General features: G+C 28.8%; 20 protein-coding genes. 4 read left to right on the top strand and 16 right to left on the bottom strand.

Annotation, left to right across the window (positions count from 1 at the left end; translation table 11 throughout):
- Positions 1 to 50: 50 nt before the first annotated feature.
- From ilvD to EJL03_RS08620, 6 genes are all read right to left on the bottom strand, one after another.
- The gene (gene ilvD, locus EJL03_RS08645; protein WP_125153565.1) at positions 51 to 1,769 is read right to left on the bottom strand and encodes a dihydroxy-acid dehydratase; all 1,719 of its coding nucleotides are present in this window, start codon (positions 1,767 to 1,769) and stop codon (positions 51 to 53) included.
- Between the two features lie 237 nt (positions 1,770 to 2,006).
- Entirely contained in the window at positions 2,007 to 2,687 is a 681-nt protein-coding gene (locus EJL03_RS08640) for a FadR/GntR family transcriptional regulator (protein WP_125153564.1), read from the bottom strand.
- Between the two features lie 253 nt (positions 2,688 to 2,940).
- Positions 2,941 to 3,963 carry a sugar kinase gene (locus EJL03_RS08635; protein WP_125153563.1) on the bottom strand — a complete coding sequence of 341 codons (1,023 nt, stop codon included), beginning with the start codon at positions 3,961 to 3,963 and terminating at the stop codon, positions 2,941 to 2,943.
- A gap of 11 nt (positions 3,964 to 3,974) precedes the next feature.
- Positions 3,975 to 4,628, bottom strand: coding sequence for a bifunctional 2-keto-4-hydroxyglutarate aldolase/2-keto-3-deoxy-6-phosphogluconate aldolase (locus EJL03_RS08630; RefSeq protein ID WP_125153562.1), 654 nt, complete (start codon positions 4,626 to 4,628; stop codon positions 3,975 to 3,977).
- A 171-nt stretch (positions 4,629 to 4,799) separates the two neighbouring features.
- Entirely contained in the window at positions 4,800 to 5,561 is a 762-nt protein-coding gene (locus EJL03_RS08625) for an IclR family transcriptional regulator (RefSeq protein WP_125153561.1), read from the bottom strand.
- 309 nt (positions 5,562 to 5,870) lie between these two features.
- Positions 5,871 to 7,169 (bottom strand): NCS2 family permease, encoded by a 1,299-nt coding sequence (locus EJL03_RS08620; protein ID WP_125153560.1) that lies wholly within the window; start codon positions 7,167 to 7,169, stop codon positions 5,871 to 5,873.
- Positions 7,170 to 7,345: 176 nt separating this feature from the next.
- Here EJL03_RS08620 and rbr point away from each other — a divergent pair, with 176 nt between their 5' ends.
- The 3 genes from rbr to EJL03_RS08605 all read left to right on the top strand — a co-directional run bounded on the left by rbr (position 7,346) and on the right by EJL03_RS08605 (position 9,850).
- On the top strand, positions 7,346 to 7,930 hold the full coding sequence (gene rbr, locus EJL03_RS08615) for a rubrerythrin (protein ID WP_125153559.1): 585 nt from the start codon (positions 7,346 to 7,348) through the stop codon (positions 7,928 to 7,930).
- A gap of 247 nt (positions 7,931 to 8,177) precedes the next feature.
- Positions 8,178 to 8,657, top strand: a complete 480-nt coding sequence (locus EJL03_RS08610; RefSeq protein WP_125153558.1) for a hypothetical protein — start codon at positions 8,178 to 8,180, stop codon at positions 8,655 to 8,657.
- A complete protein-coding gene (locus EJL03_RS08605; RefSeq protein WP_125153557.1) occupies positions 8,657 to 9,850 on the top strand; it encodes a DUF4097 family beta strand repeat-containing protein in 1,194 nt (397 codons plus the stop codon). The genes EJL03_RS08610 and EJL03_RS08605 overlap by 1 nt, the downstream gene beginning before the upstream one ends.
- Positions 9,851 to 10,031: 181 nt before the next feature.
- Here the strand turns inward: EJL03_RS08605 and EJL03_RS08600 are convergent, their stop codons facing one another.
- The 9 genes from EJL03_RS08600 to uxaC all read right to left on the bottom strand — a co-directional run bounded on the left by EJL03_RS08600 (position 10,032) and on the right by uxaC (position 20,590).
- Complete coding sequence (locus EJL03_RS08600; protein WP_125153556.1) at positions 10,032 to 10,670, bottom strand: 4Fe-4S binding protein; 639 nt, start codon at positions 10,668 to 10,670, stop codon at positions 10,032 to 10,034.
- Positions 10,671 to 10,931: 261 nt separating this feature from the next.
- The gene (locus tag EJL03_RS08595; protein ID WP_125153555.1) at positions 10,932 to 11,978 is read right to left on the bottom strand and encodes a DNA polymerase IV; all 1,047 of its coding nucleotides are present in this window, start codon (positions 11,976 to 11,978) and stop codon (positions 10,932 to 10,934) included.
- Positions 11,979 to 12,298: 320 nt separating this feature from the next.
- Positions 12,299 to 13,906: a mannitol dehydrogenase family protein gene (locus tag EJL03_RS08590; protein WP_125153554.1), complete on the bottom strand. Its 1,608-nt coding sequence runs from the start codon at positions 13,904 to 13,906 to the stop codon at positions 12,299 to 12,301.
- A gap of 114 nt (positions 13,907 to 14,020) precedes the next feature.
- Positions 14,021 to 15,088 (bottom strand): mannonate dehydratase, encoded by a 1,068-nt coding sequence (gene uxuA, locus EJL03_RS08585; RefSeq protein WP_125153553.1) that lies wholly within the window; start codon positions 15,086 to 15,088, stop codon positions 14,021 to 14,023.
- Between the two features lie 22 nt (positions 15,089 to 15,110).
- Positions 15,111 to 16,421 (bottom strand): TRAP transporter large permease, encoded by a 1,311-nt coding sequence (locus EJL03_RS08580; RefSeq protein WP_125153552.1) that lies wholly within the window; start codon positions 16,419 to 16,421, stop codon positions 15,111 to 15,113.
- 15 nt (positions 16,422 to 16,436) lie between these two features.
- Complete coding sequence (locus tag EJL03_RS08575) at positions 16,437 to 16,922, bottom strand: TRAP transporter small permease (protein ID WP_125153551.1); 486 nt, start codon at positions 16,920 to 16,922, stop codon at positions 16,437 to 16,439.
- A gap of 1 nt (position 16,923) precedes the next feature.
- Entirely contained in the window at positions 16,924 to 17,943 is a 1,020-nt protein-coding gene (locus tag EJL03_RS08570; RefSeq protein WP_243108683.1) for a TRAP transporter substrate-binding protein, read from the bottom strand.
- A gap of 157 nt (positions 17,944 to 18,100) precedes the next feature.
- Positions 18,101 to 19,102: a LacI family DNA-binding transcriptional regulator gene (locus EJL03_RS08565; RefSeq protein WP_125153550.1), complete on the bottom strand. Its 1,002-nt coding sequence runs from the start codon at positions 19,100 to 19,102 to the stop codon at positions 18,101 to 18,103.
- An 81-nt stretch (positions 19,103 to 19,183) separates the two neighbouring features.
- Entirely contained in the window at positions 19,184 to 20,590 is a 1,407-nt protein-coding gene (gene uxaC / locus EJL03_RS08560; RefSeq protein WP_125153549.1) for a glucuronate isomerase, read from the bottom strand.
- A gap of 343 nt (positions 20,591 to 20,933) precedes the next feature.
- Between uxaC and EJL03_RS08555 the strand changes: the two genes are divergently transcribed.
- The gene (locus EJL03_RS08555; RefSeq protein WP_125153548.1) at positions 20,934 to 22,058 is read left to right on the top strand and encodes an acyltransferase; all 1,125 of its coding nucleotides are present in this window, start codon (positions 20,934 to 20,936) and stop codon (positions 22,056 to 22,058) included.
- 189 nt (positions 22,059 to 22,247) lie between these two features.
- Here the strand turns inward: EJL03_RS08555 and EJL03_RS08550 are convergent, their stop codons facing one another.
- On the bottom strand, positions 22,248 to 24,107 hold the full coding sequence (locus EJL03_RS08550; RefSeq protein ID WP_125153547.1) for a glycoside hydrolase family 13 protein: 1,860 nt from the start codon (positions 24,105 to 24,107) through the stop codon (positions 22,248 to 22,250).
- Positions 24,108 to 24,110: the final 3 nt, after the last annotated feature.

Genomic DNA, 24,110 nt, shown 5'->3' with positions numbered 1-24,110 from the left:
ATTAATCATATTATTAAGTTTTAAATATTTTTAAAAGAATATATGGAGTATTACTCCATATATCCTCCCTTCATTGGTGATACTGCAAGCTTTGTATAAACTCCTAAAGCACCTTTAGTATATCTTGCTGCTGGTTTTTTCCACTTTAATTTTCTTTTCTTTAATATTTCCTCTATTTCTTCCTTTGTTTTTTCTTCACCCTTAACTCCAATTATTGAAAGCAATCTTTCTTTTATATTTATTTTTATAAGATCTTTATCTTCAACTAAAGCTATTGGGCCTCCCTCAAAAGCCTCAGGTGAAACATGTCCTATTGCTGGTCCTCTTGTTGCTCCTGAATATCTGCCATCTGTTATAAGGGCTATAGACTCAACCAACTCAGGATCTGAAGCTATTGCTTCTGTTGTATAAAACATTTCTGGCATACCAGAGCCCTTTGGTCCCTCATATCTTATAAACACTGCATCACCAGGCTTAACTTCTTTTGTTAAAATAGCCTTTAAACAATCTTCTTCACAATTAAAAGTTTTAGCTTTTAAAACTACGTCCATTAATTTTTCAGATATAGCTGAATGTTTTACCACAGCCCCCTCAGGAGCTAAATTTCCCTTTAAAATAGCCATTGCACCTTGAGCCTTTATTGGATTATCTTTAGACTTTATTATATCTTCCTTCTTAACACCTAAAGCTTTTAGATACTCATTACAAGTCTCATAATAATTACTTTTCTTTAAATCCTCTAAATTATCTTTTAATGTTTTTCCTGTAACAGTTAAAACGTCTAAATGTAAAAACTCTTTAATCTCCTCCATTACAGCTGGTACTCCACCGGCATACCAAAAATATGATCCTGGATAGTATCCACTTGGTCTTATATTTAATATGTAAGGAATTTTTCTGTGAATTTCATCAAATAGTTCTGCTTCGATTTCTATTCCAAGCTCATGAGCAATTGCAGGTATATGAAGTAGACTATTACTTGACCCTGCTATAGCGGCATGTACCATTATGGCATTTTCAAAAGCTTTTTTAGTCATAATTTCTGAAGGTTTAATTCCCATTTTGACTAGCTTAATAGCATGTTTCCCTGCATTTTTTGCTGCCTCCCTAATATTTACTGATGTGGCAGGCATAAGGGCTGTTCCCGGTAATGTAACTCCTAAAGCTTCTGCCATAACTTGCATCGTGGATGCTGTTCCCATAAAAGAACATGCCCCGCAACTAGGACAAGCATTATGCTTTGCATTAGTATACTCTTCTTCTGAAATTTCTCCTCTTTCAAACTGAGCACTATATGCACCTATCTGTTCTAAAGTTAACATATTGGGACCTGCATCCATTATTCCTCCTGGAACTACTACAGATGGCATATTAAGTCTAGCTAAAGCCATAAGATGTGCTGGTATTGATTTGTCACAACTTGTTATAAATACTCCTGCGTCATATGGAGTTGCTTCTACATGTGTTTCTATCATATTAGCCATAAATTCTCTTGAGGCTAAAGAATAATTCATTCCATCATGTCCTTGTGCTTGTCCGTCACAAATATCCGTTACAAAAAATTTAGCTGCTCTTCCTCCATTAATATTTACTCCCTTAAAAGCTTCTTCAACTAATTTATCTAAGTGGGCACTTCCTGGATGACTATGTCCAAAACTACTTTCTATAATTATTTGAGGTTTTGAAAGCTCTTCCACTTTCCATCCTGAACCTAGTCTTAAAGAATCCATTTCCGGTGCTTTTGCCCTTATTTCTTGACTTATTAGCATTTGTAAATCATCCTCTCTAGACACCTGTATGACATATTTTTATACTTTTTTTATGTTTTTCTAGATTTTTTAGTTATTTTTATAAAAAAATATATTTTTTCAACCTACTTGTATTACAATTATATTTTAATTTGAAATCCTTTCCTTGTCAATAGAATTTGTTCACTTTGTGGAATTAAGTTTCATAAAGTGAAAAACCATTTATACAAATTGCATAAATGGTTTTAATTTATAATATTATTTATTACATTCCATAAGCTTTAAATCTTTTATAGTTCTTTCTATATGCCTTCTTACAAATATTCCAGCCAACTCAGCATCTCTATTTTTTAGTGCATCAAGTATAAGTTTATGCTCCTTTATACCTCCATTTGGTCCTAATATATGGTATAAAGCCCTTTGGTGATAATCAAGTATATCTTTTAACATCTCATTTATTTTTATAATTAATGAGTTTTCTGTACCTTCCGCTATTTTCATATGAAATTCTAAATCTTTTTGTGTAAACTTATTTATATCTTCTCTATATTTAATCATTTCATTGTATAATATATCTAAGCCTTCAAGTACATCATCATTACATCTTCTAGCACATATTTTAGCACTTTCAACATCCATAACCAGTCTTAATTCTAAGATTTCTATATAATCATAATTATCTAAAGTAAGTATAGGTATAAGCTTATTTAAATATGTAGAGGTTGAAATCTCACTTACAAAGGTTCCCTCCCCCTGCCTTTTTATTAATATATTTAGTGCCACCATCTTTTCTATAGCCTCTCTAACAGATATTCTACTTACCTTTAGTTGTTTTGCAAGTTGTGGTTCCGAAGTAATTTTTCCGCCAGGTTTCCACTCACCACTAAATATTTTTTCCTCAATAGCTTTAAATACAATATCACTTGTTCTTACCTTCATATTTTTCTCCTCTAGTAAATATTTGTTTATGCCATAACTAAAAGCTCTAACGCTCCCACCATATTTAGTGGAGCATAACTCTTTATAACCTTTTATAAGCTTTAGAGGAATTAAAATACTCCTTCTAAAGCTTAAGGCTCTGTTTATAATATATTATACTGTATATTAATTTTATTGTCTTCAAAGAAAAACTTTCTTATACAATTGAAGGTAATAGTGGTTGAATATCTTTAAAATATCCATTGCACTTGTACTATCTCCTAACACTTCCAGAAATATTTCCATTCATAACATCCATAACCTCATCTACTGTTACAAAATTTGAATCTCCACTAATAGTATGTTTTAACGCAGAAGATGCCACTGCAAACTCAAGAGACTTTTTATAGTCTTTGCCATTAGCTAGTCCATAGATTAATCCCGCAGCAAAGGCATCTCCTCCACCTACTCTATCCTCTATAAAAAAGTCATACCTATTAGATTTGTAAATTTCTTTTCCATTGTAAATTACTGCAGATAAAGCATTATGAGAAGCTGAAAAATTTTCCCTCATGGTAGTTACAACATATTTTATGTTAAATTTATGAATCATTTTCCCAAAAACATCCTTAAATCTTTTAACAGAAAATTCCTTACTTGCAAAATCCGCTATCCTGTTCTCTCCTCTTGTATCTTCTAAACTACTAAGCCAACCAAAACATACATCTACATCTTGTAACAATCCTGGCATAACCTTTTCAAACTCTTCTATATCCCAAAGTTGCTTTCTATAGTTTAAATCCAAACTTATCTTTACACCATTTCTTTTCGCAGCCTCCACAGCCTTTTGTGCAATAATTCTTCCCTTTTCTCCTAAAGCAGGAGTAATACCTGAAAAGTGAAACCAAGTTGCATCTTTAAATATTTTATCAAAGTCAAAATCCTCTGGATCTGCTGTGGCCATTGAGGAGTTTGCTCTATCATATACAACTTTAGAAGGTCTTATTGAGGTACCATTTTCAAAAAAATATATACCTAGCCTATCCCCCCCTCTAGAAATATAATCAGTTTTTACTCCAAATTTTCTTAAAGAATTTAAAGCACTTTCTCCTATTGGATTTTTGGGAAGTTTACTTACAAAATATGTATCTAGTCCAAAATTAGAAAGAGAAATAGCTACATTTGCCTCCGCACCTCCATAAACTGCATCAAAACTCTCTGATTGCACAAATCTTTTATGCTCTGGTGTAGATAATCTAAGCATTAATTCACCCATAGTTACAACTTTTTTACTCATGACTTTTCCTCCTAAACTAAGCGCTCTCTTGCCTCTTTAACTTTATTTACAAATTCTTTAGCTAAATTAGAAACACTATCATAATCACCTGTTTTAGCTCCTTCAATAAGCTTGCCACCAACACCAACTGCAACACAACCATTTTTTATCCACTGTGCTACATTATTTATATCCACTCCACCTGTTGGCATTATAGGTACTTGTGGAAGGGGTGCTTTTATTGCTTTTACAATACTTGGTCCATATGCACTACCTGGGAATAATTTTATTACATCTGTTCCTGCTTCTAAAGCATTTATCATTTCTGTTATAGTCATACAGCCTGCCATATATGGAACCTGATATCTATTACAAATTTTACAAGTTTCCAAATCAAATCCAGGACTAACTATATACTCCGCTCCAGCAAGAATTGCAATTCTAGCTGTTTCACTATCTAATACTGTACCTGCTCCTACTATAAGTTCTTCCCTTGTAAACTTTTCTTTTAAAGTTGTAATTACCTTATCTGCATTTGGCACTGTAAAAGTTACCTCAATGGCTGGTATGCCACCTTTTATACAAGCTCTAGATATTTTTTCAGCCATATCCGCATTATCCGCCCTAACAACTGCAACTACACCTATATCAGTAATTCTTTTTAAAGTATTTAATTTCTCTATCATATACTTTCCCCCTAAATTTCTACTATTAATTTCATTATACAAAATAAAGTTTTATATAGCAAAACATTATCCTTTTAAATTTAAAAATTATCAACTTCCTCCTCTAATTATGTTTGTCATTCTTTATAGTTCTTCCTATTATATTTTTTTATAAAAAAAAACTTAGCTACATTACTTTCTGTAGCCAAGTTCACTAGATATTTTTTCTGCATATTCAATTACAAGTTTAGAAAACTCCCCTAACTTTTCTTCAGTAAAACTAATTATAGAGCCTGAAATACTTATAGCTCCACATACTTCACCTTCATAATTAAATACTGAGGATGCCACACATCTTACTCCAATTTCATTTTCCTGTTCATCTATAGCATAACCTTTTTTTCTTACTTCATTTATATGTTTTTTAAATTCTTTTAAATCCGTTATAGTATGTTCTGTAAGCTTCTCCACCTTACTTTTATTCCAAATATCTAAAATTCTCTCATCTTCCATATAAGATAAAATAGATTTACCTACGGCAGTACAATAAAGAGGTCTTCTATATCCTATTCTAGAATGAGTTCTTATTGTATTTTGGGATTCTTCTTTTCCTATATAAATAATTTCAGTACCCTCACTTACAACTAAGTGTACTACTTCATTAGTTTTTTGTACTAACTCCTTTAGGTAAGGCCTAGCCACTGTAGTTATATCCATCTTCTGTATTTTTTTATTACCAAGTTCAAATAACTTTAAAGTGACCTTATATTTATTAGCTTTTTCTTCTTGTTTTACATATCCTTTATGTATTAATGTAGCAAGTAATCTATGTACAGTGCTTTTATGCAAGTTTACCTTCTCACTTATTTCTGTAATACCAAGTCCATTTTCATAGTCAGACAACACCTCTAATATAGAAAGAGATCTATCTACAGATTGTACTATCTCCTGCATGTTTTTTCCTCCCAAATATGTTCTATTTTAATTAATTATATCATAACACTTTTCTTTTCATATAGTACTTTATATTATATACAAAGTAAAACTTTCCCACTATATTATATTTAAAAGTGTAACCTAAAAAACTATAGGAAAATGAGGTATAACAGTAGCTAGTCATGAAATAAACTATTAATAAATTGAAAAACTATAATTAAAAAGGCTATCAAATACCATAATGTACAATATTTGATAGCATAAATATCTAAAATAATAATTTTATTATATTAAATTTTATCTCCATTTCATGTAAATTAATCCTATTTATAAAGAATGTAATATAAAATTAACTAAAAATATAATAGAAATTATATACATTGCCTTGGAAATTTCCTTTGGTCTTTTGCTACCCAGTTTTACAATAGGATAAGCAATAAATCCAAAAGCCATACCATCTACAATACTAAAGGTTAATGGTATCATAATTATAATTAAAAAGGCCGGAAAACCTTCTGAAAAATCATTGAAATCAATATTTAATGCGTTTTTCATCATTAATCCTCCAATAACAATTAATATTGGAGAGATTGCACTATTTGGAATAATCTTTATAAATGGAAGTAAAAACAATGACAGTAAAAATAATATTCCTGTAACAATAGAAGTTAATCCTGTTTTTCCTCCAGCTGCAATTCCCGCCGCAGTTTCTATAGTAGCCACTGTAGGACTAGTACCAAAAACACCACAACTTATTGCAGATATTGAACAAGATCTAAAGGCAGATTTAAACTTCTTTTCTTCCCTAAGCATAACATTTACATGACCATGAAGTAGCCCTATATTTTCAAATACTAACACTAATGTTAGAGAAAATACTGCCACCCAAAAACTCATAGTAGAAATACTACTAAAGTCCATACTAAAAAAAACATCCTTATATCCTGATAGTGAAAAATTTGAAAAAGTAATACTTGATAAATTAACTAAACCACATAAATATGCAATAAAAGTACCACCTACCATACTTATCAAAAAATTTCCTGGAATATTTAATATAAAAAGAAGTATTGTAATAATTAAATTTAAAAGTGTTATATATACCTCTTTGTTATTTAAATGTCCTAATGCTACAAAAGTTTTTTCACTTCCAATTATTATTCCGCTTTTTTGGAATCCTATAAATGCAATTAAAATTCCTATGCCAACGGTAATAGCCTCTTTTAACGACATTGGAATAGATTTTGTTAAAATTTCTGTAAGCTTTGTAAATGCCACTATAGAAAATACAATTCCAGATATAAAAACTGCAGCTAAAGCCTGCTGCCATGACAATCCCATAGCGGTTACAATAGTATATGAAAAAAGTGCATTTACTCCCATGCCTGGTACAAGAATAAGAGGGGCATTACTAAAAAAGCCTACTATTATACATCCCACAAATGAGGATAACACAGTAGCAATTATTCCCCCTTCTAAAGGCAAGCCTGCATCTGATAATATTGATGAGTTTACAGCTATAATGTAAACAATAGCAAAAAACGATGTTAGTCCTGCTATTATCTCTCCCTTTACTGAAGTATTGTGTTTTTTAAGATCAAATAAATTTTTAAACTTTTTTTCCAATTCTCCTTCGTCCTTTTCCTTTTATCCCTCTCCCACCCACAACACATAATAATATGCTGCATTAATCATTATATGTAAAATACAGTATAAAATCAAATATATTATGATTTCCGAATAAATCCATACAATAAGGATAAAATATTAAATAGTTAATTTATGACTAGGAGGTAACAATAATGAAGAGTTTAAAAGGCACAAAAACTGCAGATAATTTGGCTAAAGCCTTCGCAGGAGAATCCCAAGCAAGAAATAGATACACTTATTATGCTAAAGTTGCAGATAAAGAGAATCATAAACATATAGCCTCAATTTTTATGGAAACTGCAGATAATGAAAGAGCCCATGCTAAAGTATTTTTCAATTTTTTAGTAGAAGGATTGGGCAGTGCACACATTAAAGTTGATGCAGAATATCCTATTGGATATGGAAATACAAAGGAAAATTTAAAATATGCTGCAGATGGAGAAAAAGAAGAGTGGGGAACACTATATCCATCCTTTGCAGATATAGCTAAACAAGAAGGTTTTCCAGAAATAGAAATGGCGTTTAGAAAAATTATAGAAATTGAAACTCACCATGAAAAAAGATATTTAGATCTCTTAGATAAAATAAAAAATGACAAACTTTATAAAGAAGATTCATCTAGAAAGTGGAAATGCAGAAATTGTGGATATATATATGAAGGATTAGAAGCCCCTAAAATTTGTCCAGCTTGTCAACATCCTCAAGGCTATTTTGAGATAATGTATGATCCCACATAGTAAATATTTCAAGGGCTATAGCTTAGCATAAAAATTATGCTAAACCATAGCCCTTTTTTATGTTTACCATGATAAGTAGTCTAACATTTCATAACTTTAAGATCAGTGTCTTTATTAAGCATTCTACTTATATGAGTTAGAATTTATAAGTTTTAAGAAAATCTTAATAATTTACTTTGTTTTAAATTAAGAAGTGTAACGTATAGTATATGTAAATGATAAATTAATTTTTAAGGAGTTGTATACTATGCAAAACAAAAAATTTTGGGCTTATTTATTTTCTTTAATGCCTGGTGCAGGTCATATGTATCTTGGTTTACAAAAGAAAGGGTTGCAAATCATGCTATCTTTTGTTTTTTTAATAACTATATGTGACTGGGTTCATATTCCGCTAATTGGTATGCTTATACCAGTAATTTGGTTTTACAGTATTTTTGATGTAAGGAAAGTCTTACACCTAGGTTCTTTCCCAGATGAATCCCTTAACTTTACAATACCATATAACGGAAACAGTAATAAACTTATTGCATATATCTTTATAGCTATTGGAGTAATTGCACTAATAAAAAATTTTATATTTCCAATGTTAGATATTTATTTGGATTTTAGAATAGAAAGATATATTAAAACAATAATAGGATCTTTAATATTTATAGGAATTGGTATTAAACTTCTTATGGGAAATAAAAAACTTTTGCTTCCTGGTAAAAAGGAGGATATAGACTAATGCGTCAATGGAAAGTTGGTTCTATAACCTTAGGCTTAACTTTAATTTTTTTAGGAATTATATTTATAATTGGTAATATATACAATTTTACTATAATCGGAAAACTTATAAGGCTATGGCCTTTAATACTAATAGGGCTTGGAATTGAAATTTTAATATGTAACTTTTACTTTGGAAAACAAAATGAAAAATTAAAAATAACTGGCTCCAGCATATTTATGTTTCTAATTTTACTTTTTCTATCTGCCACCTTATTTGTAGCAAGTAACATAATAGAATTTAATAGGGATGGTATAAAATTTCGTGACTTTCGTAACATTCAATATAAATACACCTCTAATTTTACTAAAAATTATACGGTGCAAACTAAAGATGCTAACAAAATTATTGTAGACACTAGATTAGCCAATATATTTATAGATAGGTCACCAAGTAATAATATAGAAGTAACAACTCAGGCTCAGTTATTTAGTAATACGGAAAATTTTATAAAAGATGCATCAAATTCTTTAATAAATATTACAGAGAATAAAACTATCGAAATCAAAACTAACAAAATTTATGATAATTCTAACAGCGATTTATATAATATTAAGTTAAATCTTTATATTAAAATTCCGGAAAATATTTATACTGAAGTAGTTAATTTATATGGTGACATAGAAGCAAATAATTTATCAAAGGGCTTAAAAGTTTTAAATAAAAATGGAAGTATCTCTGTTAGCCATATTACTGGGAATTTAACAACAGAAAACCACTACGGAAAAACCATTATAGAAAATATAAAAGGGAATGTTATATCTAACTCTAGAAACGGAAAATTAGTGGCAAGAGACATTACAGGTTCATTTGATGGATCAAATGATTATGGCTCTATGGAATTGAATAATATATATGGAAAAGTAGATGCAACAAATGCTAATGGTAAAATAACCTTTAATAACCCAAAAGTTTTAGATAAAAATCTAACTTTAAAATCTAATTACGGTGATATAAAAGTTTCTCTTCCTAAAGAGCAAACTGGACATTTTCAATTAAAAACAACTTATGGAAATATAAAAACGACATTGGATTTACCTATAGAAAAGCATGAAAATAAACCTATGCAATCCGTGGATAAAACTATTGGTAATAATACACTTCCTATAAGAATATATTGTGATAATGGACACATAAATATTTCATCACACTAATTTTATAGTGCATATACCTTTTAGTATGTTCAAAGAACATCCCCCTAGAGGTATATGCACTATATTTTTTTATATCTTCTTTAAATTAATCTATTTATATTTAGCATATTAATTAACTTATAATATATAGACTAAATACTTTAAATTTAAATAAGTTTTTATCTAAAGCCAAATCCTCTATTTATTTAATTGCATCTTTTGGACAAACTGTAATACATTGTCCACACTGAATACAGTCCGGATTATCAAGAGCATTTCCTTTATATTCATAAGGTACTATTCCCATAGAGCATTTCTTTTCACATAATTTACAGGATACACAGCTGTCCGATACAGCTAAAGTTTTTGTATTTTTCTTAAAGTAAGTTATAAAGGCTGCTATACTTCCCATAGGACAAAAGCTACACCATGTTCTACCATTTATAAACACACCTAATACTATTCCAACTAAAGTTGTAATAACTATCATTCTATAAAATACCATTCCTATACCATATGCATTTCCCCAATTTTTATAAATACCTGTACCAAACATATAAAACATAACTATTATAACCGCTAATCTAAAAACATTAGATTTCAAAAATTTTGGAACCTGCTTTTTGGGGGATATTTTTGCCAATATATTGTCATAGAAGGACCCCCTTGGACAAACATTTCCACACCAAAATCTACCCTTTCCAAATAGAGCTAATACTAATGGTCCAATCATACATAAAGTTGCTAATAACGCAATTCTCATATCAAACATTCCAGCAAATATAAATATCAATAAAACAATATATGCATATTTTTTCCATAACTTTAAAGAACCTTTCATATATTATCTCCTCTCACTTATTTATTTTATATATACCCCTTCCCGGTATGAGTATATAATAATATATAGTTTTAAAAGTGTCAATACTTATATTATCTATTCAATTATTTGACAATAAATGAACCAAAAGAATTAAAATTAAAGTTATTTATTCTAAATTACAAACATGAAAGATTTTTATTAAATGGGTAAAAAAACAAAAACTATTGATTTTCTTAACCTATCAATAGTTTAATTATAATAATTTTAAAATTTTATAGATCATTTAATAAAACTTAATTGCTGAATTTTATTTTCACCTAGATTTGATACTGTAAGACCTATTAATCTTATAGTTTCCTTAAAGTCTATACTATCTAAAATATCACAAGCTATATTATAAATTTCCCTCTTATCCTTTATATAATTATTTATAGTTTTACTTCTTGTATGTATTTCAAAATTAGAAGTTTTTATTTTTACAGTTACCGTCTTTGCCAAAACCCCTTCTCTATATAAATTATTAGATATAATATTTGAAAACTCTAGAAGATATTTCTTCATTTCCTCTTTACTTATTATATCTTTTTTTAAAGTAGTCTCTTTACCTATAGATTTTCTTTCTCTACTGATTATCACTTCTCTACGATCTATTCCTCTTATTCTTTCATATATTTCTAATCCAAATTTACCAAAGTATTCCATACAAAACCCTTTGGATAATTTATACATATCCTCCACAGTAAAAACACCTATATTATTAAGTCTTTTAACAGATTTTTTACCTACTCCGTGAATCTTACTTATAGAAAGGGGCATAAGTATACTTGGAACCATATCCTCTGTAATTATTTTTATGCCATTTGGCTTATTCCAATCCGAAGCAAGTTTCGACAAAAATTTATTATATGAAATTCCTACAGATATAGTAAGACCTATTTCTTTTCTTATTTTATCTTTTATATACTTTGCCACCATAAGAGGTTTTTCATTAATATGACTAATATCTAAATAAGCTTCATCTATAGATACAGGCTCAATTAAGGAAGTAACATTAAATAATACCTTAAATATGCTATTTGAAACTTCTTTATACCTTTTATGTCTTGTAGGTAGATAAATTCCTAATGGGCATCTTTTTTTAGCCATAAAAATAGGCATAGCGGAATGAACCCCATATGCTCTTGCTTCATAGGATGCAGTTGCTACCACTCCTCTGTCTCCCCTTCCCCCTACTATTACAGGTTTTCCTTTAAGTTTTTTATTATCCATCTGTTCCACCGATGCAAAGAATGCATCCATATCAACATGCATAATAATTCTATCCATACACATAAATTCCTTTCTAAAGAAGTTTTAAATTATAATTTTCAATTATAAGCCATCCCCACTTTAATTACCACATATAGTTTATCCTCTATATATAAATTTTACTATGGTAATTTATCTATAAATGCAAAAGAAAAGATATATCTTTTAAATAAAAAATATATCTTATCTTTATAAATAATAAAATTTAAATATAATAAAATTATATATAGTATTTCTATAAAAATAAGAGATATAAATACTATATAATGCTGTACAGTGTATCTTATAAAAAGAGTAATAAAAAAGATGACTCCTAAAATATTAAGAGTCATCTTTTTTTATTTGCAGTATTTTCTTAAAGTCTTTCTAACTGCGCCTTTTTCAGCAATTAATTCTTTAAAATAAGACTCAATTTTTTCTCCTAAGCCTATTTTATATAAATCTACTCCAAATATTGATTTATTACATAATATTAAAGATAAAGCACTGTGAATACTATCGTTATCCCTTACTTTGATTTTACCTATTATTTCACTTAATGATATAAGAAGTGGATCTGGACTTAACTTAAATGAATTTCCTTGATCATCTACTGCCATTAGATAGCGACACCATCCTGCTATAACAAGAGGTATATAAACTAAATCTAATACATTTAGTTTAGGACTATCAATATAAGCCTTTATGGTTTCTCCAAAACGTATGCCTAGCTTTTGTGAAGTATCGCAAGCAATTCTTTGAGGAGTGTCTGGCATAAAAGGATTAGGCAATCTTACCTTTAACACCTCATCTATGAAATTATTTGGAGATATAATTCCTGGATTAACAACTACAGGTAATGCTTCTTTATATGCTATGTTTTTTATTAATAATACAAGCTCCTTATCCTTCATTTCATCTGATATTTTGTTATAACCAAGTAAACAGCCATATACCGCCAATGCTGTATGAAGAGGGTTTAAACAAGTACAAACCTTCATCTTTTCAACCTTATCTACAGTTTCCTTATCTGTAAAAATAATTCCACCTTTATCAAGAGGAAGTCTTCCATTTTTAAAATTATCTTCAATAACCAAATACTGTGGTTCCTCAGCATTAACAAAAGGTGCTATATACGTATCTTTAGCGGTAGTAACTACCTTCGTATCTTCAAATCCAATACTGTTTAGCATGTCTATAACAGATTTTGAAGGTCTTGGGGTAATTTTATCTATCATTGTCCATGGATATGATATATTTTCCCTTACATATGTTAAAAATTCTTCTTCTACCAACTTATTATCTGTCCAAAATTTTGCAAAAGTAGTGATAGCATTTTCTAATTTGCTTCCATTATGAGAACAGTTATCCATACTTACTAAAGTTAATGGTGATTTATCCTTAATAAATCTTTCATAACATAGAGCTGTAATTTTCCCCATATAACTTTTTGCAGAAGTTGGATTTTTTAAAAAATCACTTTCTACATCTTTTAAAAAATTATTTTTCTCATCTTTTAAACTATAACCCTTTTCTGTAATAGTAAAGGATGCCATTTTTAAAGTTTTACTTTTAAAAATTTCTTTTAGTCTTTCCCAATGGTCTTTATTATTTGTATCTACACACAATGCCTCAGCAACACTTCCTATTACTTTTTTTTCTAAGCTGCCATCACCTTTTAATGTTACCAATACAAATAAATTATTAAATTTCTCATAGCTTTTTTCAATTATCTCATAATCATAACCTTCAGCTACTATTATTCCTTTATCTAATATTCCTTTATTTAAAAGTTTTTGACAAACTGCTGCTGGAAAGGCTCTAAAAATATTTCCCCCTCCAAAATGTATCCATTCAGGATTTTTTATAGTGTTTTTTATCATCTGGTTTCTATTAAATTTAGGTAATTCAAAACCAGCTTCTTCCCACAACCTAGTATTTTTTAATTCCTCTTCTCTAAGTTTCAAGTATTATTCCTCCTTACATAAAATCTAAGTTTATCTATCAAATACCTATTAAGCTCTAATGCAACCATCTTCTATAAGTCTTTAGTAAAACTTCCTTAAAAACCTAAAGTTTATTTATTTTCTCGATTTACAAATAGCCTCTTCTAATCCGTTTAAATAAGTGGCACCTAATGCTCTATCGTACAATCCATATCCAGGCATTGAAACCTCATCCCAAATAGCACGACCGTGGTCTGGACGAATTGGACCATCAAACCCTATATCATAAAGTGCTTTCATTATTTCATACATATCTAGTGAACCATCCTTTGATAAATGAGCTGCCTCATCAAATTTTCCTTTACTATGGTGTATTATATTACGCACATGAGCAAAATGAATTCTTCCCTTAGCTAAGCGAATTATATCGCATATATCATTATCAGGGTTTGAACCTAAGGAGCCTGTACACAAAGTAAGCCCATTAAATTTTGCATCAACTGCATTTAAAAGTCTTAATATATTTTCCTTGTTATTTATAATTCTTGGTAGTCCAAATACAGGCCACGCTGGGTCATCTGGGTGAATAGCCATCATTATATTATATTTTTCACATACTGGACGAATTCTATTTAAAAAGTATACAAGATTTTCAAATAACTTTTCATTATCTACATCTTTATATTTTTCAAATAATTCTTTTACATGTTCTAATCTCTCGGGTTCCCAACCAGGCATTATAAAACCATTACTATTATTGTCTATTTCTTTGAACATTTTTTCTGGATTAATTTTATCTATTAAATCCTGATCATATGATAAAACAGTGGAACCATCTTCCCTTATTTTAGCTAAATTGGAACGAGTCCAATCAAACACAGGCATAAAATTATAACAAACCATATTAATTCCAGCTTTACCTAGATTCTCTAATGTTTTTATATAATTATCTATATATTTTTCCCTATCTGGTAATCCTATTTTAATTGAGTCATGAATATTTACACTCTCTATTCCCTCTATTTTTAATCCACTTGCACAAACTTCTTCTTTTAATTTTAAAATATCCTCTAAAGGCCATACTTCTCCTGCTAAATAATCATATAGAGTTGTTATAACTCCAGTTACATTAGGTATTTGTCTTATATTCTTTAAAGTAACTGAATCATGCTTACTCCCAAACCATCTTAATGTCATCTTCATATAATTGTCCTCCTATAATATATTATTTGTTATAACCCATTAATAAAGGTAGCCACATAGAAACTTTAGGTACATATGTTGTAAGTAATAAAACAATGAATATAGCTACATAATATGGAACTAACTTTTTCATTACATTCTCAATTTTTGTTTTAGCCACTTTAACTCCAACAAATAGGATATTTCCTACTGGTGGTGTAATTGTACCTATACATAGATTAAATGTCATCATAATTCCAAATTGAATTGGTGACATACCAAAACTTTTACATATTGGTAAAAATATTGGTGTAAATATAAGTATTGCTGGTGTAATATCCATAAAAGTACCTACAAATAATAACACTATATTAATTATTAATAGAATTACTATTGGGCTATTACTAACTCCAAGCAAAGCCTTGGAAATAGCTGTTGGTATTCCGGTAAACGCCATAACCCACGCCATAATACTAGATACTCCAATTAAGAATACTATTATTCCTGTCATTTCTGCGCTTTCTTTAAAAATTCCATACAAGTCTTTAAATTTTATTGTCTTATAAAAAAACAATGATAATATTAAACTGTATACAACTGCCACTACAGAACCTTCTGTGGCTGTAAAAATACCTGCTATAATTCCACCAATAACAATTAAAATTAAAAGTAAGCTTGGAATAGCATCTAAAGTTACCTTTAACCCTTGTTTTAAAGTAACACGTTCTTTACTTCTATATCCTTTTTTTCTAGCTATAAAATATGCAACTATCATACAGCTAAGCCCCCATAAAAATCCTGGAATATACCCTGCCATAAATAGTGCTGCTACAGAAGTTCCACCACTTACAAGAGAGTAAGTTATTAGCACATTACTTGGAGGAATCAAAAGTCCTGTTGGTGCTGTTGCAATATTTACAGTAGCCATATAATCACGATCATAGCCATCCTTTTCTGCAATAGGTCCTATCATAGTTCCCATAGCTGATGCTGCTGCAACACCTGAACCTGAAATTGCTCCAAACATCATATTTGCAATAGAATTTGTATGGGCTAGGGCACCTGGAACTCTACCTGTTAAAACCTTTGCAAAATTTATTAAACGTATTGCTATTCCACCTTTGTTCATAATATTTCCTGCTAGTATGAAAAAGGGTATTGCTATTAATGTAAACACAGATATTCCTGAAAAAGTTCTTTGTGCTCCCGTTAAAACCGCCGCATCAAAATTTAGTGCTGGTAATATAGCTAATATTGAAGATACACCCAGTGCAATAGATATAGGAATCCCTACTAAAAGTAAAACTATTAACACAACTGCTATTATTAAACCTGATACTAATGCTATACTCATAAAACTTCCTCCCCCTTATCTAAAATTTTCCGATTTTAATTGTAAAATCAATTCATTTATATTGATAATGTTGTATATCACAGTTATTACCCCACTTATAGGAACTATAATATATACATAACACATATGAACTCCTAATGACGCTGTCACCTGTAATGTTGTAAGTTTTGTAATTTGAATTCCTCCATAAATAAGTACCACAGCTGCAAAAACCATAACTAGTAATTCAGAGAAAATACTAAGCATTATACCTTTTTTCCCTTTAAAAAGGTTTGCAACAAATTCCATTCTCATATGATCACGTTTGCCAAAAACCAATGCAGCAGCTAATAAAGCCATCCAAGTAAATGAAAATGTTAATAATTCTTCTGAAACCGTACTAGGCGCATTAAATACATATCTTGTTATAATCTGATAAGTACCTACAATAGTTATAAATGCAAATAAGAATATGCATACTATTTCTAATATTTTATCTATCTTTCTTTTCAGACTTTTCATGTTACTTAACCTCCTTGCACTGGTTATTTATTTCTTGTATCTTTTCATATATAGGCTTTAGCTTTGGATTTTTTGATAGTAGCTCTTTATGTAATGGAAGAACCTTTTCTTTAAATGCTTGTACATCTGTTTCTATAAAATTAACTCCCATGGTTTTTGATTGACTAATAGCCTTTTTAACTTGTTCATCCCATTTTGAACGTTCAACTTCAGTAGCTTTTTTTGCTGCTTCATCAAATACTGCTCTTTCTTCTTTAGATAAACTATTTAAAAATTTAACATTTCCTATTAATAAATCTGGCACCATTTGATGCTGATTATAAACATAATGTTTAGCAACTTCTCCATGTTTATTATTTGTTAATGCCAATTCATTGTTTTCAGCTCCATCAATTACTCCCTGCTGTATTGCTGTATATACCTCACCAAAACTCATAGGAGCAGCTGCAGCCCCAAATAATTCCATCATTCTAACATTAGCAGGATTTTCAATAACCCTAATTTTCTTACCTACTAAATCCTCAGGAGTTTTTATTGGAGATTTAGCATAAAAATTTCTAGAACCTGCCTCAAACCATGCAACTGCTTCAAATCCTGCTGCTTCTGTAGATTTAAATATGCTATCTGTAAGCTCCTTATTATCCATAACCTTATGGTAAGATTCTACACTGTCAAATAAATAAGGCATACTATATATTTGGTATATATTATCAAAAGTTTCAAGGTTACCCGTACTTGTAACTACAAAATCAATAGCTCCCGTTTGAGTTAATTCTATGGCCTTTACAGAAGGTCCTAATAATTCATTTGGGAATATCTGAACATCATATTTATCTCCTAATCTAGACTCTACATATTCTTCAAAGGCTAAAAGACCTAAATGATCTGGATGAGTTTCTGACTGTCCATGAGATATACGAATAATTCTTCTTCCATTAGCCACATTCCCACATCCAACTAACCCAAATGCCAAAGTTGATACTACAAGAAAAGCAATGGTTCTTTTCATAAATTTGAACATATTTTTTTCCTCCTTATTTTTACCTATTAAAATTTTCTCATATAACCCATTGAAATTCTTATTATCCCTTTAATTTTATACGCTTTATAATTTAATGCTTATACAAAATTCCTGTTAACGTTAACAATCATCTAAAAATTTTTATACTGTGGCAAAATTATTCTAACTTTGCCACGGATTCTCTTTGAATAAGTTCAGTATTTACATATATTTTTTCACCTTTACTACCACTATTTTCAATAATATTTAGAAGTTTTTCTGCACCCTTTTTACTTATTTCCTTTATAGGTCTTCTTACCGTAGTTAAGGCAGGCTCTATAAATCCACCAAATTGATTATCATCAAAACCAATAATGGAAATATCTTTAGGAACACTAAGCCCTGCTTTAAATACAGCTTTCATTGCACCAACCGCCATTTCATCGTTAGAACAAAACACTGCTGTTGGAATTTTTTTTAATTGAAGTAATTTTTTCATAGCAGCATAACCACTTTCAATTGTATAATTGCCTTCAACCATATACTCACTATTTATTGATATTTTATTTTCTATTAATGCATTTATAAACCCATCTTTTCTTTCAATACTTGCATTAAATCCTTTTTTACCTTCTATTATTGCTATGTGCTCATGCCCATTATCTATTAAATAATTAACAGCTTTATATGATCCTTTTTTGTCTGCTGATAATATATTAGTTATGGAACTTTCAAATATATCTCTATTTAATACAACTAAAGGTATTTTTTTCTCCATTAGATAGTATATAAAAGAATTATCACTATTGCTTTGACTCATTAAAATAATACCATCAAATCTTTTATTATTAACAAAAGTAAAGTCTTTATAGTCATCAATCCCTCTAACTACTAAATTAAAATTTTCTTTTACAATGCTATTTACTCCACTAATAGTTTCATAAAAAAAGCTAGGAGAAGTAACCTTACTTATAGTGGTAAAAAACAATCCTATATTATAAGATCTATGTAAAACCAAACTTTTAGCACTAAAATTTGGTACATAGTTTAGTTCTTTTGCAATAGTCATTATTTTTGCTTTTGTTTCTTCATTAATAAATGGACTATTATTAAGAGCCCTTGAAACAGTTGTGTGTGAAACATTAGCAATTCTAGCAATATCCTTTATTGTAACACCCATTCTCAACACTCCCATATCAGTAATAAATAATTATATGATACCATATAGGAAGATACTTAACTAGTGCGGCTTATGTTCACGTTAACAATCGAAAGCAAAATATTCTTTCGCATTATAATAGCATATACCTTGAACAATACTACCTAAAAGTGACATATCATTTGGAACTTCACCATTTTCAACCCAATCTCCTATTATATTACATAATATTCTTCTAAAGTATTCATGTCTTGTATAAGATAAAAAGCTTCTAGAATCTGTTAACATTCCTACAAAACGACTTAATAGACCCGTATTAGCTAAAGTCTTCATTTGCTGTATCATTCCATCTTTATTATCTAAAAACCACCATGCAGATCCATATTGTATTTTCCCTGGTATTTGTGAGCCTTGAAAGTTTCCAAGCATTGTGCTAATTACATAACTATCCTTAGGATTCAATGTATATATGATAGTTTTAGGTAAAAAATTATCCTTTTCCAAAGAGTCTAAAATTTTTGAAAGAGGATAGGCTACCTTTTCATCATTGATAGAGTCAAAACCTGTATCTGCTCCTAATTTTTCAAACATTCTACTATTATTGTTTCTTAATGCTCCAATATGAAGTTGCATTGTCCACCCTAATTTACAGTATAGTTTACCCAAAAAATGTAAAGTATATGTTTCATATTTACATGCTTCTTCCTTGTTTACAGGTTGCTTATCCATTACCTTATTAAAAATTTCTTCAACTTCTTCCTTTGAACACTCCTTAAAGCCTATACTATTAAATCCGTGATCTGCTAATCTACAACCAACTTCATGAAAGAAATTAACCCTATCTTCTAGTGCTTTTAAGAATTCATCGTAAGTTCTAATACTTTTGCCATACACCATTTCTAATTTTTTAATCCAAGGTATAAAAGTACTTTTGCTTATTTGTAGACCTTTATCTGGTCTTAATGCTGGTAAGACTTTTACAGGGAAATTTAAATCGTCTTTTAATTTAATATGATACTCTAATGAGTCTGTTGGATCATCTGTAGTACATAAAACTTTTACATTGGATTTAACTATTAATTCTCTTGCCCCAAACTGACTTTCATTTAGCATTTTATTAGCCTTTTCCCAAATGCTTAAAGCAGTTTCTTCATTTAAAACATCATATATGCCAAAATATCTTTGCAGCTCCAAATGTGTCCAATGATAAAGAGGGTTGCCTATAGTCATAGGAATGGTTCTTGCCCAAGCCATAAACTTTTCATAGTCACCTGCATTCCCTGTAATATATTCTTCATCTATTCCATTACTTCTCATAGCTCTCCATTTATAATGATCTCCATATAACCAAGCCTCAGTTATATTCTTAAACCTTTTGTTTTCAAAAATTTCTTTAGCATCAAGATGACAGTGATAGTCAATGATTGGCATATCCTTTGCATAATTTTTATATAAATTTACTGCCGTATTACTACTTAACAAAAAATCTTCATCCATAAATTTCTTCATAAATTTCACCTTTTTTCTCTAATATATTTCGTATTGTTCACGTTAACATTAACTTAATTTCATTATAGATTAAAATTTCAAATAATTCAAGATAATTTTGTTAATGATTTCAAATAATTATAATCTTTCCCCATAATATAAAATTTTTCTTTTTGTTATTTTTCTTAAAAATCAAATATATTCTAACTATTCCATGTAAATTTTATATAATTAATAAATGTAACATTATCTACTATTTCTTAAAATAAACTTATTTTTTCTACATATTTTTATATAATACGCCTGCCTATATGATATAATTATATTTGGAATTTTATTTCATTAATACCAAGGAGGATAAAAAATGTTGAAAGATAGAATAAAAGAACTGGATATATTAAGAGCTATAGCATTTATTTTAGTTGTTAACCAACATATAGTTGGTGGTTACTCTTTTATTAAGGATTTACCTTATAGTGAATTTATGATCTTGAAAATTCTTTATGTTATAGCAAAACCAGCAGTTCCAATATTTTTAACTGTAAGTAGTATTGCCCTTGTACATGTTTACTACAAAAAACTAGATGTTAGTAAATACTACATAAAAAGATTAAAATATATATTTATTCCCTATGTAATTTGGTCTGCAATTAACATGTATAAGCTTGGAAACGAGGATAGATTTAATAATTTTATATCCCAAGTACTATGTGGAAACGCAGGTTTCCATTTATGGTATATGGGAATGATTATAAGGCTATTTTTATATTTCCCTATTATACTCTGGATTTCTAAGAAAATATACAACTCAAATAAAATAATTAGAGCTATGATATTTACTTCTATATTCCCTATATATTATATGATTAATAAGTACCAAAATGTTATATCAGATAATGTTGGAAAATTCATTTTTACTAATCCATCAGAGTTGCAACAAAAATTCATTAATGTATCTATTTTATTTTGGATTCTATACTTTATTTTAGGTATCTATATATCCTTAAACTTTACCTTCTTTAAAAAAACTATTACCAAATTTAAATGGGTAGTTATATTAGTATATATGTGTTTATTAAGTTATTCCTTTTTGAATGAAATTGGACAAGTTAAATTTGTTAGGAGTATATATATACTATTTAATATATTTACTATATTGTTTTTCTATGTAATATCGGTATACTTAAGCAAAAAACATATATGCTATAACACTTTTAATTTTATAAGCAAATACTCTTTTGCAGCATATATGGGCCATATTATTATAATAAATAAAGTAGTTAGCTTTGTTATGACCACCTTTAATACTACAGATAAGCTTTTTGTGGGAGTATTAACCTGGATAATTACCTCATTTATTACTCCGCTTTTTATTAGTATTATAAATTGTATACCTTATTTTCACTATGTAACAGGAACAAAACATAATATTTTAAAAGATATTTTAAAATATAGAAACTCACTGATAAAGGTAGATAAATCCTTATAATGAAAATGAAAATTTATTAATAATAAAATTATTTTTATAATTATTAAACAGTTTAATAATTATAAATTTATAAAATTTAAATAATAATATTTTAAATAAACTGTGTTAAGTAATTTGAAAATTATTTTAACACAGTTTTATACTCATAAGTCAAAATTAATTTAAAAAACTACTCCATAATTTGTTTAACTAACTTAAATAAACCTTTCCTTCAAGTGGTTCTATTTTTATTTTTACCTTATATTCCATTGATTTAATAATCTCATCTTTATTTAAGTAGTTTTTAAACTTAATATTTTTTTTAGGAATGTCTATATAAAATTCATAATTTTTATTCTTACTTCTATTTATAGCTATAATAGCTATATTAGAGTCTTCATTATTAAATTCATTCTCCCATCTTACATAGCCATAAACATCCTCCTTAAAATAAAAAGATCGCCACTTCCCTGTTCTTAAAACAACATTTTCATTTCTCATTTTTATTATACCTTTATACCAGTCTAAAATTTTTTTATCCTCTTTTCCCCAAGGATAAGTTCTCCTATTATCAGGATCCTTAAAGCCCTCTACCCCTGCTTCATCGCCATAGTATATAAGAGGTACTCCTGGAAAAGTAAACTGAATTATTGTAATAAGCTTTAAAAGTGTATATACTAAATTTTCCTCCCCATATTTATCTATTCCAATGTTTTTTACCATAGTATTAATTCTCTCTACATCATGACTTCCTACTAAATTTATATTGGAATAAAAATTTTCCCTAGGATAGTTTTCATAAAGACTCATAAAACTTTTATAAAGTATTTTAGCATCTATAACCATATTGAAAAACTTCAATAACCCTTCCCTGAAAGGGTAATTTGTCACCCCATCTAATGACTTTCCTGAAAAATATTTTTTTCTAGCATTATAACTTATCTTATTAGAAGCATCTTCCCACACCTCTCCTATTAGAATAGAATCCTCATCTAATAATTTTGTTTTACTTTTTATTTCTTCAATAAAACTATCTGGTAGTTCATCTGCCACATCTAATCTCCATCCCTTAATCCCAAATTTCATCCAATGATTAATAACGCTATCTCTATCCTTAATTATATAGTTTTTAAAGGATTCCTCCTCTTCATTAACACTAGGTAAATCATTAACTCCCCACCAGCAATTATAGTCATCAGGGTAGATTTTAAAATCATACCAGTTGTAATAGGGAGAATTTTTGGAATTAAAGGCTCCTAAAGAATTATATTTATTAAATTTATTAAAATATAGACTATCACTTCCCGTATGATTAAAAACTCCATCTAAAATAATATATATATTAAGTTTCTTTGCTTCTTTTATAAGTTCTTTTAAGATATTTTCATCTCCAAACATAGGATCTATCTTTTTATAATTTCCAGTATCATATTTATGATTACTTCTGGATTCAAATATAGGGTTAAGGTATATTAAATTTACTCCTAATTCTTTTAAATATTTAAGCTTTTTTATTATCCCCAATAAATTTCCTCCATAAAAATCCCATCTAAGTATCTCTGAAGTTTTACTATCCCTGATATACATAGGTAAATCATACCAGCTACCATATATAAAGGAGTTTTCTTTAGGATTTGACACTTTAAAATTTTTATTACCATTATAAAATCTATCCACAAAAATTTGATATATTATAGAATTTTTAAACCACATAGGAGTTTTGTATCCTTCTTTAACTACTGAGATTTGGTAGGGGAGAGGATTATTTTCATAAACCTCTCCCTCACCACCAAATAAGGAGGAGTTATTACCATAATATAAAATATTACCTTTTCTATAAATTTTAAAATAATAAAAAAGTAAACTAGAAGATTCACCTACATTAAAATTAATCTTAAAAACATAGTTATTTTCCCTATCCATTGATAAAACTTTTTTTCTTTCCTCTTCAAATATAATAGTCTCTACCCTATCTATATTTTCTCCTTTAAACCTTATTGTAATATAACTTTTACTCTCTACTGCTCCAAATGGAGATCTATAATAAAAATCCCATGAATTATGAAACATTCT

The organism is Clostridium rectalis, from assembly GCF_900626095.1.
GTDB lineage: Bacteria > Bacillota > Clostridia > Clostridiales > Clostridiaceae > Clostridium_AS > Clostridium_AS rectalis.
The sequence above is the reverse complement of the archived record's forward strand: the minus strand, read 5'-3'. Positions and strand labels throughout refer to the sequence as shown.

Excerpts from the sequence above, each read along its gene's own strand:
- ilvD (WP_125153565.1), bottom strand. The coding sequence starts at position 1,769 with ATGCTAATAAGTCAAGAAATAAGGGCAAAAGCACCGGAAATGGATTCT.
- EJL03_RS08640 (WP_125153564.1), bottom strand. The coding sequence starts at position 2,687 with ATGAAGGTAAGAACAAGTGATATTGTATTTAAAGCTATTGAGGAAAAA.
- EJL03_RS08635 (WP_125153563.1), bottom strand. The coding sequence starts at position 3,963 with ATGAGTAAAAAAGTTGTAACTATGGGTGAATTAATGCTTAGATTATCT.
- EJL03_RS08630 (WP_125153562.1), bottom strand. The coding sequence starts at position 4,628 with ATGATAGAGAAATTAAATACTTTAAAAAGAATTACTGATATAGGTGTA.
- EJL03_RS08625 (WP_125153561.1), bottom strand. The coding sequence starts at position 5,561 with ATGCAGGAGATAGTACAATCTGTAGATAGATCTCTTTCTATATTAGAG.
- rbr (WP_125153559.1), top strand. The coding sequence starts at position 7,346 with ATGAAGAGTTTAAAAGGCACAAAAACTGCAGATAATTTGGCTAAAGCC.
- EJL03_RS08610 (WP_125153558.1), top strand. The coding sequence starts at position 8,178 with ATGCAAAACAAAAAATTTTGGGCTTATTTATTTTCTTTAATGCCTGGT.
- EJL03_RS08605 (WP_125153557.1), top strand. The coding sequence starts at position 8,657 with ATGCGTCAATGGAAAGTTGGTTCTATAACCTTAGGCTTAACTTTAATT.
- EJL03_RS08600 (WP_125153556.1), bottom strand. The coding sequence starts at position 10,670 with ATGAAAGGTTCTTTAAAGTTATGGAAAAAATATGCATATATTGTTTTA.
- EJL03_RS08595 (WP_125153555.1), bottom strand. The coding sequence starts at position 11,978 with ATGGATAGAATTATTATGCATGTTGATATGGATGCATTCTTTGCATCG.
- uxuA (WP_125153553.1), bottom strand. The coding sequence starts at position 15,088 with ATGAAGATGACATTAAGATGGTTTGGGAGTAAGCATGATTCAGTTACT.
- EJL03_RS08580 (WP_125153552.1), bottom strand. The coding sequence starts at position 16,421 with ATGAGTATAGCATTAGTATCAGGTTTAATAATAGCAGTTGTGTTAATA.
- EJL03_RS08575 (WP_125153551.1), bottom strand. The coding sequence starts at position 16,922 with ATGAAAAGTCTGAAAAGAAAGATAGATAAAATATTAGAAATAGTATGC.
- EJL03_RS08570 (WP_243108683.1), bottom strand. The coding sequence starts at position 17,943 with ATGTTCAAATTTATGAAAAGAACCATTGCTTTTCTTGTAGTATCAACT.
- EJL03_RS08565 (WP_125153550.1), bottom strand. The coding sequence starts at position 19,102 with ATGGGTGTTACAATAAAGGATATTGCTAGAATTGCTAATGTTTCACAC.
- uxaC (WP_125153549.1), bottom strand. The coding sequence starts at position 20,590 with ATGAAGAAATTTATGGATGAAGATTTTTTGTTAAGTAGTAATACGGCA.
- EJL03_RS08555 (WP_125153548.1), top strand. The coding sequence starts at position 20,934 with ATGTTGAAAGATAGAATAAAAGAACTGGATATATTAAGAGCTATAGCA.
- EJL03_RS08550 (WP_125153547.1), bottom strand. The coding sequence starts at position 24,107 with ATGTTTCATAATTCATGGGATTTTTATTATAGATCTCCATTTGGAGCA.